13 protein-coding genes are annotated in these 13,471 nt (G+C 38.9%); all 13 read left to right on the plus strand.

The window, feature by feature from the left end:
* Positions 1-43: 43 nt before the first annotated feature.
* Positions 44-400: a PRD domain-containing protein gene (locus AC3ANL_RS04055; protein WP_488327988.1), complete on the plus strand. Its 357-nt coding sequence runs from the start codon at positions 44-46 to the stop codon at positions 398-400.
* Entirely contained in the window at positions 400-771 is a 372-nt protein-coding gene (locus AC3ANL_RS04060; RefSeq protein ID WP_488327989.1) for a DUF2620 domain-containing protein, read from the plus strand. Before AC3ANL_RS04055 ends, AC3ANL_RS04060 begins: the two co-directional genes overlap by 1 nt.
* An 11-nt stretch (positions 772-782) precedes the next feature.
* On the plus strand, positions 783-2,285 hold the full coding sequence (locus AC3ANL_RS04065) for a YhfT family protein (protein ID WP_488327990.1): 1,503 nt from the start codon (positions 783-785) through the stop codon (positions 2,283-2,285).
* A gap of 49 nt (positions 2,286-2,334) precedes the next feature.
* A complete protein-coding gene (locus AC3ANL_RS04070) occupies positions 2,335-3,249 on the plus strand; it encodes a phosphotriesterase family protein (protein WP_488327991.1) in 915 nt (304 codons plus the stop codon).
* 35 nt (positions 3,250-3,284) lie between these two features.
* A complete protein-coding gene (locus AC3ANL_RS04075) occupies positions 3,285-4,400 on the plus strand; it encodes an aminotransferase class V-fold PLP-dependent enzyme (protein WP_488327992.1) in 1,116 nt (371 codons plus the stop codon).
* Between the two features lie 7 nt (positions 4,401-4,407).
* The gene (locus tag AC3ANL_RS04080) at positions 4,408-5,571 is read left to right on the plus strand and encodes a YhfX family PLP-dependent enzyme (RefSeq protein WP_488327993.1); all 1,164 of its coding nucleotides are present in this window, start codon (positions 4,408-4,410) and stop codon (positions 5,569-5,571) included.
* Between the two features lie 3 nt (positions 5,572-5,574).
* The gene (locus AC3ANL_RS04085) at positions 5,575-6,762 is read left to right on the plus strand and encodes a phosphopentomutase (protein ID WP_488327994.1); all 1,188 of its coding nucleotides are present in this window, start codon (positions 5,575-5,577) and stop codon (positions 6,760-6,762) included.
* 42 nt (positions 6,763-6,804) lie between these two features.
* Positions 6,805-7,572, plus strand: coding sequence for a glucosamine-6-phosphate deaminase (gene nagB / locus AC3ANL_RS04090; RefSeq protein ID WP_488327995.1), 768 nt, complete (start codon positions 6,805-6,807; stop codon positions 7,570-7,572).
* Positions 7,573-7,776: 204 nt separating this feature from the next.
* Entirely contained in the window at positions 7,777-8,700 is a 924-nt protein-coding gene (gene yhfZ, locus AC3ANL_RS04095; RefSeq protein WP_488327996.1) for a GntR family transcriptional regulator YhfZ, read from the plus strand.
* Between the two features lie 183 nt (positions 8,701-8,883).
* The gene (gene galE, locus AC3ANL_RS04100; RefSeq protein ID WP_488327997.1) at positions 8,884-9,855 is read left to right on the plus strand and encodes a UDP-glucose 4-epimerase GalE; all 972 of its coding nucleotides are present in this window, start codon (positions 8,884-8,886) and stop codon (positions 9,853-9,855) included.
* 18 nt (positions 9,856-9,873) lie between these two features.
* On the plus strand, positions 9,874-10,914 hold the full coding sequence (locus AC3ANL_RS04105) for an acyltransferase (RefSeq protein ID WP_488327998.1): 1,041 nt from the start codon (positions 9,874-9,876) through the stop codon (positions 10,912-10,914).
* Positions 10,915-11,121: 207 nt separating this feature from the next.
* Positions 11,122-12,417: a putative bifunctional diguanylate cyclase/phosphodiesterase gene (locus tag AC3ANL_RS04110; protein ID WP_488327999.1), complete on the plus strand. Its 1,296-nt coding sequence runs from the start codon at positions 11,122-11,124 to the stop codon at positions 12,415-12,417.
* 150 nt (positions 12,418-12,567) lie between these two features.
* Positions 12,568-13,401: a YitT family protein gene (locus AC3ANL_RS04115; RefSeq protein ID WP_488328000.1), complete on the plus strand. Its 834-nt coding sequence runs from the start codon at positions 12,568-12,570 to the stop codon at positions 13,399-13,401.
* Positions 13,402-13,471 lie beyond the last annotated feature (70 nt).

The raw sequence follows: 13,471 nt of genomic DNA on the forward strand, positions 1-13,471 counted from the left end.
GTATATTGATAATCTTAAAAAGCATAGAAAGGGGCATTATCAAATGGATGCTACTTTAAAAGAGAGAATCGATCTTCTTCATGATACAAACCAAATCAATGATGAAATTTTTAACCGTCTGCCTATTCTAATGGAAGAAGTCGAAAGGTTTCTTGATGTAAAACTAACCGAAGAGAATGCCGGTTCTTTTACGAGCCACATTTCGGTAGCGTTACAGAGAATTTCTGATAACCAGCCTGTTATTGATATAGCAGATGAATTAGAAAAGGTCATCGGTAAAAATCCGGAATATTACCAATTTGCTAAAGATTTACTGAAAAATGACCAGATGAATATTGATGCGGAAGCAGCTTTTATTACATTATATTTCTGTTTGTTAACAGGGAAGGAGAATGCGTAATGTTACGAATCGTTGTTGGAGGTCTTAAAAAGGACGTTATTGAGAGAAGTGCAAAAACAGCAGGTGGAGAGCATGTACAAGTAACCGTTACTACCGATTTTGATGCGGCCAAAAAAGTTAAAGCCGGTGATGCAGATTATTATTTAGGAGCATGCAACAGCGGCGGTGGTGCAGCACTATCAGTTGCAATTGGAATTCTAGGCTATGGCAAATGTTCCACAGTGGCAAAAAACGGAAAAAAACCAAATCAGCAAGAGATAGAAAAGTTAGTAAAAGAAGGGAAAATCGCCTTTGGTATGGCTGTAGAGAGCATAGAAGAAGCTGTACCAGTTATTATTAATAGCTTGCTTAAAAAACATGAACTTGTATAGGAGTTGGGGAAATGGATATCTTTCAAAACTTATCTGTTATTGAAATTGCAGTCGTTGTATTGCTTACTGCCTTAACAGCATTAGCAGCGCATTTAGGAAAGGCGGTATTCCATGATGGAATTCGCCCAATCTTACCAGAGTTTTTGGAAGGGCGAATGAAACGTACGGAACTGACTTCTATCTCCTTCGGATTGAGTATTGGATTTATTGTTTCCGTAGGGATCTCTTTTGCTGTTTCCTTTAAGATGTTAAACCCATGGCTGCTGTTCCTTCCAACAGATATTTTAGGAGTAATGGCTGCCAGCTGGTGGATGGCGGCAGGGCTGGGAGCTGTGTGGGGACTTGTTGCTTTGTTTGGACTAACAGGCGTTCAGACTGCCTTTTCTTTACTGCCAATTGATTTACTTGGTTCGTTAGGAGAATTATCAACACCCGTTCTCGTTGCGTTCACTGCCTTTCCAATTATCGCGATTTTATATCAATTTGGCTGGGTAAGAGCACTCCTTTCAGGTCTTGCTGCTTTAGTTGTCCGTCAAATCCTTCCGATGGTGGGCGGCGTTTACACAGATAAAGCAAATGTCAATTTAAAAGATGCAAGTGAAATTGCAGGGGTAACCTTCCCGAATAAGGCAGACTTTGCTGGAAAAGTGAAGGCGCTGAAGGATGCAGCGGAAAACAATCCACATGTACAGGATTTACTATCACAAGCTCAAAATAACTATTCTCTGGGAAGTACGCTTTCCGGCTTTACGATGCAAATTGCCGTTTTGATGTTAATGGGTATGATTCTATTAATTACTTTTGCCATCATAAAAGACAAGAAGAGTAAGGCTGAAATTACGATTGATACGGAAGAAGAGAACATCTTTGACGCCCGGACAAAAAGAATTTTTAAAGGTCTGCCGATTTTAGCGGGGATCGGTGCACTACTTGCCGTCGCTACGAATCTGGGATTAATGAATGGGTCTGAGGTCGATGGTCCAATCCTGCAGCAAGCATGGGCTGCTACAGGGGATGAGCGAAGCAACCTCCTGCAAAGTGCAGCAATTGCTGACATTATCAGAGGGATCAGTTTTATTCCATTGATTGCAACAACTGCCCTTGCGACGGGTGTCTATGGTGTTGTTGGTTTAACCTTTGTTTTCCCTATTGGTCTATTAATACCGAACCCAATTCTTGCAGGTATTGTTGGTGCGCTTTGGGTTTGCTTAGAAGTTATTGCTCTTCGCGGAATTGGCCGGTTCTTACAGCGTTTTCCGTCATTACGTGAAGCTTCCGATAATATTCGTTCATCTATGAACTCTATGATTGAGCTGGCCTTATTTATCGGTGGTGCTTTTGCTGCCATGAAAATGGCGCCAGATGCAGTTGGTTTATCGTTAACGGTTTATATTCTATTATACGCTGCAAACGAAGGTCTTGGCCGTCCGGTAATGAAACTTGCAGCAGGTCCAGTAGCAATCATTTTAACAGGTATTATTCTGAACTTATTATATTTTCTTCATTTAGTTTAAAAAATTGAAAGGTAGGTCCAACCTACCTTTCCCTATGGAGGTTATTACTTTGAAAGTTCATTCAGTAACAGGAGCAATAGATCCCCAGCAAGTGCAGAAAACGATGATTCATGAACATCTTGTCTTTGATTTGTCAGGCGTGCGCCAAGAAGAAGATAAGGATTCGAGGCTTGAAGACACTCCTATTTTAGACCAGGAAATCCAAATGCTGAAGGACTCAGGCTGTAACACAGTTGTAGAGGTTTCGAATATCGGTATGGGCAGAGATGCAAAGGCACTTTATCATATTGCCAAAAAGCATGATTTAGTCATTGTTGCTTCCACTGGTTTTTATAAGGAATCTGTGTATCCAGCTTTTGTATTTGAAAAATCAGCAGAAGAGTTAGCTGATATCATGATTCGCGAAATTACGAATGGAATGGACGAAACGGACATCAAAGCTGGGCTCATTTCGGAAATCGGCAGCAGCCTTAACGAAATCACTCCTACTGAACAAAAAGTGTTTCAAGCTTCGATTATGGCTCATAAGCAGACAGGGGCTCCGATTAGTACACATTGCGAGATTGGAACAATGGGAAAAGGACAGCTTGAGATATTCCAAAGAAATGATGTGAATATAAAGCAGATTTCATTCGGTCACCAGGATTTAAATACGGATATTGAAGAACAACTGTTGCTATTGCAAAGCGGTGCTTATATTCAATTTGATACTATTGGTAAAAATAGTTACCGCAAAGATTCTGATAAGGTTGAAAACCTGCTTATATTACTAGACCGAGGCTTTGAAGAACAGATTATGTTGTCTTGTGATATTACAAGAAAGTCCCATTTGAAAGCACACGGCGGACATGGTTATAACCATTTATTTGATAGCTTTATTCCTTCGCTATTAAAAAGCGGAGTGACAAATGAAATCATTGAAAAAATGCTTATTGACAATCCACGTAAATTTTTAGTGTTTTAATAGATTTTTTTGATTACTAGAAGGAAGGGCAGGAAATGAGTAATAGATACAAACAATCTGTTTTGAAAAATATGACGTTAGAAGAAGCAAAGCAACTGCAGTTTCGACTATTGGATGAAGTGACCAAAGAGTTCTCATACAATGAATTCTTTTTAATAGGTGATGTAGGTCTCCATCCTGACTATCACCGTCCAAAGACGACCGCCAGAGTCGAAAAGGTTATTGCCAATACTTTTGAAGCAGAGGCGTGTGCATTAGTGCGCGGGAGCGGAACTGGGGCCATACGAGTGATTCTAAGTATATTGCTTGAAGCAGGTGATCAATGTATTGTTCATTCGGCCCCCATGTATACAACAACAAAAGAAACATTTCGTTTAATGGGATTAAAACAAAACACGGTCAATTTTAATAATAAATCAAATCTCATCCAAGTATTAAAACAAGATAAAGTCTCTAAAGTTTTATACGTTCAGCATTCACGACAACATCCTGTAGATGAGTATGACTTAAAGGAAATCATCTCCCTGGTAAAAGAGCTGCGTCCTGATTTAGCGATTGTCGTGGACGACAATTATTGTGCGATGAAAACGGAATTCATAGGTACACAGTTAGGGGCGGACTTTTCCACTTTTTCAGGCTTTAAACTGTTAGGCCCTGAAGGCATTGGTGTGATTTTAGGAAAAAAAGACGCAATTCAACGGCTTCACCAGCGAAATTATTCCGGTGGAGGGCAAGTACAAGGTTTTGAGGCACATGAACTGCTTCGAAGCTTGGCGTTTGCTCCTGTTATGATTGCAATCCAAAATGAGCAGGTCGAAGAATTGTGTTTGCGATTAAATAATGGCGAAATAGATGGAATAAAAGAAGCCTATATAACCAATTCGCAATCAAAAAACGTGATTATTGAATTTGAGAAACCAATTGCCTTAAAAGTAATTGAGCTGGCTTCAAAATATGGAGCAGCAACTTATCCAGTTGGTGCAGAATCACGTTATGAATTAATTCCCATGATTTATCGGGTATCTGCGAGTTTTCTTGAAAGCAAACCCGATTTGAAACAACATGGGGTCAGAGTAAATCCTATGAAATCTTCTGCAACTACTGTGGTTAGAATTTTACAAAATGTACTAGAAGAAATCTTAAGGGGGTGAACAGCCCATGTTTATAAATATGACAATGAAACGAAACCCAGGACTAATCCAAGCAGCGGTAAAACTCCATCAAGAAGGAGTCATACCGGCTAATACGTATGTGATTGATCTGGATTCGTTAGAAGAAAACGTAAGGAAACTTAGTCAAACAGCAAAAGAGCATGGTCTTAATTTGTATTATATGTCAAAGCAAATCGGTAGAAGCGGGTTTGTTGGCCGGGTAATCGAGCAAAATGGAATTGAGCGAGCGGTTGCGGTTGATATCGATGAAGCATTTGAACTAAAAAAGCAAGATTGCCAAATTGGTAATATTGGTCATATTGTTCAACCAAGTAAATCCCAATGGAAAGAAGTACTTACAAAGTTAAAGCCAGAGGTTGTTACTCTTTTTTCAGTAGAAAAAGGTAAACAACTTTCAGAGGCAGCCGAAAAATTGGCTGTGGTTCAAGATGTCATTCTTCGTGTGATTAAGCCTTCTGATATGGTATATCCCGGCCAATTTGGCGGTTTTTTATTAGATCAGCTTGAAGATGATTTGAATGAGCTGCTGAAATTAAAAGGAATCCGTGTGATTGGTATTACCAGTTTTCCTGTTCTGCAAATGAATGGTGAAAAAAGTGACTTTGAATTTACTTCTAATATGGAAACGATAAAACTGGCACGAAAAATCCTTGAAAATAAAGGAATTATCGTTACTCACGTGAATGCTCCCAGTGCGACAAGCTGTCATACGATACCAATGCTGAAAGAGTATGGAGTGACACATGGTGAACCAGGACATGCATTGACGGGGACTACACCATTACACGCTTACAAAGAGGATTTGCCAGAAGTACCTTCTATGATTTATGTATCCGAAATTTCACATATGGATGAGAATTATGCCTACACGATTGCAGGTGGATTTTACCCGCGTTCCAATATGGAAAATGCACTATACGGAAGTAACGGAACAGAGGTTTTTGAACAACGAACAAAAGTGGATTGTGTGTCACCTGAAAATATCGATTATTATGGCTGTTTAAAGCGTGAGAAAAATATGAAGGTTGCGGATACGGTAATATACGCCTTTCGCACGCAAATTTTCGTAACTAGAGCTCATGTTGCCTTTGTTCGAAAGGTAAATTCCAATCAGCCAGAGCTTAGCTTTTTACAAAGAAGGGGGAATTAAGGTATGAGTAAGATTACGTTGCTAGTGTTGGATGGATTTGGAGTCGGGGCAATGGAAGACTGTAAGGAACAAAAAATTGAGGATATCAATGCAAATACGTACAAACACATCAGAGAGAGCGTTGATCTAAATATTCCGTGCCTTTATAACCTTGGATTAGGAAAAATCGTTGACCAAGTTGGGACACCAAGTGCTGCCTATGGTAAAAGTAACTTAGCACATCCAGGTGCAGATACATTTATGGGTCATCAGGAACTCATGGGAAGCCGGCCGCAGGTTTCGAAAAAACGTTTAATGAAAGATATCAGAAGTACCCTTAAGCGTGCATTAAAAGAAAAGGGCTACGATGTAACCAACCCGATTGAAGAGTCTACTATTTTGCTAGTAAATGGTGCTGTGGTTATTGGCGATAATCTTGAGTCACAGTTGGGGAATATTATTAACGTAGTCGGAGATTTAAATCAATTATCTTTCGAGGAAGTTACAAAAATAGGAAAAGTTGTAAGAGAAAATGTAGATACGAGCAGAGTGATTATTTTTGGCAATGAAAAGTCTAATATTGAAACGATTCTTTCCGTTGTAAAAGAGAATAATCCTGGGCAATGGGGAGTGGACGCTCCTAAAGCCAATGTTTATGGAGAAGGGTACCAAGTTGTTCATTTGGGATATGGAGTGGATTTTGAAAAACAATTTGCTCATATTGCAGAATTGCATGACATTCCTGTTTATCGCGTTGGAAAAACTGCGGATGTCATTCAAGCAAATGGATATAGCGATCCCGTCGTAAATACGAAAGATGTTCTCGAAACCTATGCCAAGCTTTATAAAAATAGTGAAGAAAATGCAGTCTTTTTGGTAAATGTCCAAGAAACAGACTTAGCTGGTCATAAAGAAGATAGCGTGTGGTACAAAGAAGTGTTAGAGGAATCAGACACGTTTTTAGCTTCCTTCATTCCGCAATTAAGCGAGGATGATGTCCTTATCATTACGGCTGATCACGGAAACGATCCAACAATTGGCCACTCAAATCACACAAGGGAACAAACGCCCATTTTAATTGTTGGAAAACATGTCAAACCCGTTTCAATTGGAACCAGGGAGACGATGGCTGATATCGCGGCAACGATGGCCGAATTTGTTGGTGTTGAAAAACCAGAGTACGGTGAAAGCTTTTTACAGGAGATTTTGTGAGAAATTTGAAGGGGTCATGCCTTTTAACAAGGAGATTAGAATATGAAACTTGTAAGAGTTAAAAGCCATGAAGAAATGAGCGTATTTGCATCGAATTACATCCTAAATAAGGTGAAAGCTGATTCCAAAGTTAAGCTGGGCCTGGCAACAGGAGGTACTCCTGTTCGAACATATGAAATGTTGATTGATGATTATAGAAGAAACGATACTTCCTATCAGAATGTTTCTACCTATAATTTAGACGAGTATGTAGGGATTGCACCAGATCACCCTAATAGCTATCATTCCTTTATGTTTGAACATTTATTTAATCATATCAACATCCCAAAGAAAAATGTTCATATTCCAAATGGACTTTCAGAAGATATTTACCAGGAAGCTAGCAGCTATGAAACTATCATCAATCAAATCGGTGGAGTGGATTTGCAATTACTAGGAATTGGTGAAAACGGTCATATTGGTTTTAACGAGCCTGGTACCCCATTTGACAGAGAGACACATATTGTAACGTTAACAGAATCGACGAAACAGGCCAATTCCCGTTATTTTGAGAGTGTTGAAAATGTTCCGGAAAAAGCCATAACGATGGGAATTGCCAGCATTTTAAAAAGCAAAGAAATTTTACTTCTTGCATCAGGTGAATCCAAAGCAGAAGCTATTTATCAAATGTTTACGGAAGAGCCAAGTATTGACTGCCCTGCATCTGTTTTAAGAAATCACTCTAATGTAGTGGTGGTGGCAGATGAAACAGCTGTTTCGAAGTTAGACACTGTTATGATTATGAGCAATTCTAAGCGTAAATCATCATAACCTTATAGAAGAAGTCGTAATTCCTATTAAAGGTACGGCTTCTTTTGTTTTGTTCAGGAACAATTTTTTTGTATTTTTTTTCCTATCTGAAGGAGTAACCAATTGGAGTATGTGTGTTAATCTTCACTTTACCACATGACTCTAAATTGATATATTCAAGATACTGAATATAGTATTTTAGTTCTAAAGGCGGATGAACGACACATGTGGGAAATTCTTTATTCTAAAAACGGATTGGCAGCAAAAAATATTGCAATAGAGATATTGGGGATAGAAATAGGCCAGAAGATTCCTACCGTCTCTGAATTTTGTGAAATGCTTGGTTTAGGAAGAGGCACTGTACAGGGTGCCATTAAACTCCTTGAAATGTTAGGAGCAATTGAATTAGAAGCAAGAGGTCACTTGGGATCATTTTTAGTAAAAAAGGATGTAAGTGTTCTACTTGATATATCAGGTACTGGCCCCTTAGTGGGAGTAATGCCGTTACCGTACTCTAAGAAATATGAAGGGTTGGCAACAGGCATTGTTGATGGCTTTAATAGCCTTAACAAACGAATAAGCTTGGCTTATATGCGAGGTGCCAGTAATCGTTTGGAAGCGCTTAAAACAAGACGTTATGATTTTGCGATTGTCTCACAATTAGCAGCAGAAGAGGGTATCAAATCACATAAAGGCTTAGAAATCGTTAAATCTTTTGGATTAGGATCGTATGTTTCAGAGCATAAAATTTTCTTAGCGGATTTAAGGAAATCAAAAATTGAGCCAGGAATGCGAGTGGGAATTGATCGCTCATCACCAGACCAAACAAACATAACCCTGCTGGAATGTGATGGTTTGGACGTTCAATTTGTCGATCTGAACTACATGCAGCTTTTTCAAATGTTAAAAGAAAACCAAATTGACGCAGCTGTTTGGAATATTGACGAAGTTCGTTCAGTGGAGACTTTTAATGCTGTAGACTTTCAATCAGAACAAGCGAAACGGTTAACAAAAAAAACTTCAGAAGCGACAATTGTTATTGATGCAAGTAGAAGTGAAGTGAAGAAACAGATATCATTACTGAACACTGAAATTGTTCTAAATGCACAAAAGATGGTGGAAGCAGGCGAGAAGTTTCCTCAATATTAAAAAGTGTATGACCTCTGATTAGATTGATGAAAAAAAGTTAATAGACAGCTGAAAGCTAGCCCCCCTGCTTTAACCATAGATAAATTGGGGGCAATAATTGGTAATGTCCCATCACAAGCTGTTTTTTTTCAAAAATGTTATAATGGATGAGGTTTATGAATTTCTAGCTAAGGGGAAATGAATATGATTCTCGTTGTTGGCGGAGCTGGTTACATTGGTAGCCATGTAGTAAAGGAACTAGTTGAAAATGAAGAAGTTGTCGTGCTGGATAACCTATCAACGGGTCATCGTGATGCTGTTGATAGCCGTGCCATTTTTGTACAAGGGGATCTTGGCAGTGAAGATGATGTAAATATGGTTTTTAGAAGCTACCCAATCAAAGCAGTGATGCACTTTGCTGCGTGTAGTTTGGTTGGGGAATCCGTAGTGGACCCTTTAAAATATTATCAAAATAACGTATCATCTACTATAACTTTATTAAAGGTAATGATGAAATTTAAGGTAAAAAACTTTATTTTCTCATCTACTGCCGCTACATATGGAATTCCAAATGTCAAAATGATTGATGAAACATGTGTCACAGCACCGATTAATCCATATGGCCATTCTAAACTGATGGTAGAAGAGATTCTGGCTGACTGTGCAATCTCGGATGGATTGAAGTATGTTGTGCTGCGATATTTTAACGCAGCCGGTGCACATGAGTCAGCGTTAATCGGTGAAAGTCATGCCCCAGAAACTCATTTAATTCCAATTGTTCTACAGCAGCTGCTAGGAAAGAGGGAGAAGGTAGCTGTTTTTGGTTCTGATTATGAGACATCAGACGGTACCTGTATCCGTGATTATATTCATGTCACTGATTTAGCCCATGCCCATATCCTTGCGCTTGATGCCTTGTTAATAGGGAAGACAGCAGCGGTTACATATAACCTTGGCAATGGTCATGGGTATTCTGTGAAAGAAGTTATTGAGACATGTGAAAAAGTAACAGGTGTTAAGGCAAACGTAGAAATGGCTGAGCGCCGTGCAGGGGACCCGGCTAGACTTGTTGCATCCTCTCAAAAGATTCTCTCTGAATTAGGCTGGAAAGCGGAGCGTAATTTAGAGAAAATCATTACCGATGCCTGGAGATGGCATCAAAATCAGTTATACTAACATGGTTGGAGAGATTTTATGAAACAAAGATTATACTACTTAGATTGGCTCCGAGCGCTTTCGACCATTATGGTGGTTTTTATTCATGTTTCCGCATGGCTGGTCGGAACGAATCTTCATAAAAATCCAGTGTCGCACTGGTTGACAGGAAATTTCTTTGAAGCCCTTTCTAGGCCGTCGGTTCCTCTTTTTGTCATGATTAGCGGGGCGCTTCTTTTGGGGGATACACGAGATCTTGGCTACAAAGTATTTTTGCAAAAAAGAATTAGTAAAATCTTTATCCCGTTACTTGGCTGGAGTTTCATCTATTATTCCTACCTCGTATACAGGGGAGATTATTTCGATGGTTTTTCCATTACACAATTTTTAAAATTATTTACTACAGGTGGAATTAGCACACATTTATGGTTTATGTATATGATTTTGGGAATCTATCTGATTACCCCATTGGTTAAGATCCTGATTAGAAATGCTTCAAAAAAAGATATTCAATACTTTCTGGTATTATGGTTGTTTGCTTCTGTAGTTGTTAAATTTATGAAATTCTATTTAGGGTTCAGCCCTAACATTGAGCTTTTCTTTGTGACGAATTATGTCGGTTATTTTGTCTTGGGACATTATTTAGCGAATCTTCCTTTAAAAGGAAACTACAAACCCATTTCCGTTGCAGCTGCCTTGGTCGGTATTGCAGCTACGTTTTTCTTTACTTTTTATTATACAAAACAAGCAGACGGTGTTCTTCAAGAATACTGGTATGAATACTACTCGCCTAATGTCCTTATATCTGCGGCGGGGATCTTTATGTTGTTGAGAGTTTTTGTGACCACAACAAAAGAATTGCCATTTGTTTTTAATGTCCTTAGCAGAGTCAGTTTTGGAATTTACTTGGCCCATATCCTGGTTATGCAAGTCTTTTCCAATGAAATCTTCAACCCTATCTGGGATAAATTCCATCCTGCCATCGCAACACCCTTAAATGTCTTAATCGTTATCATTATAAGCGGGGTTGGCAGTTATATCCTAAGTAAAATACCCATCTTAAAAAGGCTCGTCCCTTAATGGGTGCCTTTAATGGGTGCCTGACACCCTTTGCACTACATGGGAATTAAAAATGGTGTCAGGCACCACCAAATGCTGTGAGAATTTGCGGATTCTTACGGCATTTTTTTAGGAAAGAAGCTGGAAAATGATGATTGATGGATATGGTCGTTTAGAGTACACTTAAAAGGACAAAAAGGTTCGTTTAAATGAATGAGGTGTGGAACGATGGACGGTGAAAATCATGAAAAAGAGGACGAATTTTCGAGGATTGAACTATTAAATGAACGCCTCAATTTAACCTTAGCTTTTAGTAAGAGATATCATATGTCAGTAGCTGTTTGTTACCTAAGAATCCATGTCCCAAAGGAATTATACCCTCCCCAAAATCATGAAATAGAAAATGTCTTAATTACAAAAGTTGCTGCAAGATTAAACCGAGCGGTTAGAGATATTGACACGGTAATCAAAATCAACCGTACTGATTTTATCCTGCTAATTGCGGATATTACTGAGTATGATTGCAAGCTGATTTGCGAGCGGATTATACAGTCAATAGCAGAAACATACACCATTAATTTTCATCAAATTTCGATAAGCAGCAGTATGGGAATCTGCATGTACCCGTATCATTCACAAGACGCGCATGAACTAAAAACGATGGCAAAAATGCAAATGTATGAAGCGGAACAGGACGGTGAGAATACCTATTCTGTGTACAACGGGAAGTTAAATCCTAGAGCCTGCCGAAAAATGCTGATCGAGAATGACCTTCCGTATGCATTGAAAAAAGGTCAGCTTTATGTTGAATACCAGCCACAATATCATTTAAAGGATAAAACGATTACAGGGGTAGAGGCCTTAGTCCGCTGGAATCACCCAAGTTTAGGGGAAATTACTACATCTGAATTTATCCATCATATTAAGGATGCTGGTGTATTAAACAGTTTATTTTATTGGATATTTGAAGAAATTTGTAAAAATATAGCCAGTGAAACGAACCAGCAGCTGAAATATTCGATTAATCTATCGGTAAATCAACTCCTCCTTGATAACATAGTAGAGGAAATGATGGACATTCTGGCCCAGTACTCAGTCTCGGCCACAAAAATCACCTTGGAGATAACCGAGAATATTGAGATTTATACGGTGAAAAAAGTAAATGAACGATTGCATGCTTTAAGGGCGTTGGGTTTCACCATTGCTTTGGACGACTTTGGTAATGGGTATTTCTCGTTCGCCGACTTTCTAAAGCTGCCCGTTGATTATATTAAACTGGACCGTAATTTTGTCGTTAGTTTAGTGAAAAACAAACAGCATGTCGGCGCCATTTCGCCGATTATTCAGATTGCTCATAATCTGAATCTACAGGTGATTATTGAAGGCATTGAAGACGAAACACAGTTTCAAGAATGGCGGGAAATGGACTGTGATCTCATCCAAGGATACTATATTAGTAAACCGATCTCCTTAAAAGAGCTAACCCAATCCATCAAGGAAATTGAGCAAAGAGTGAATTCGTGATCAAAAGAGTGGAGCCATGGCTAAAAGGAAGCCGCGGTTCCTTTATTTGTCTTATAGAATCAATAATTATGGATAAATGGATAGAATGGATTATGATTTTTTATGTAAGGGAAAATACATACGATTGAGAGTGTTAAAGGTGGCCATTTTATGAAAAAAACAGTCAAAGATATATTATTTATTTTACTAGGTGCTCTTATCTTTGCTGTTGGTGTGAATTATTTTACGATAGCAAATCGGCTTTCAGAAGGCGGGATTTTAGGAATTACCATCATTACCCATTATTTGTTTCATTGGTCACCAGGTGTGGTGAATTTTGTTTTAAATGTGGTTTTGTTGGGAGTGGGGTATAAATTTTTTGAAAAAAGAACATTTGTCTATACCTTACTTTCCATCGCCGCAAGCTCTGGTTTTTTATTTTTAACAGAAGATTTCGGAAAACAACTTACCAATGATACACTTTTAGCATCACTCTTTGCCGGCTTGCTGGTCGGTGGCGGTTTGGGATTGATCTTCCGTGCAGGTGGAACCTCGGGCGGATCGACGATCATCGCGCGGCTGGCCAATCAATTATTAGGCTGGAGCATAGGAAAAGCCATGTTGATTATTGATATTTTAGTAGTGGCCGGCTCTGTTTTTATCATAGGTTTAGAGAAAGCAATGTATACATTGCTGATTGTCTATGTTGGGGCGAAAGCGATAGATTTCATTGTCGAAGGATTGGATGAAAGGGTCGCCGTGTTAATTATCTCAAACTCCCCAGAGCAAGTTTTGGACATGATTACCAAAAAAATGTCGCGGGGATTAACGGTTTTGGACGGACGCGGCGGTTACACAGGGGAGAACAAAGAAGTCCTATATATCGTCATCAATAAACAAGAAATCGTCACCCTGAAAAACATCATCCACGACATCGACAAACAGGCCTATGTCACCATCCACAATGTCCACGAAATGATGGGTAAGGGATATAAGGCGGGATAAATGGTGCCTGACACCGTTACTACGCTTTCCCTTATATGAATGATAAAAATTGGATAATATATTTAATTAT

This window comes from Neobacillus sp. DHD-1R (assembly GCF_057747995.1).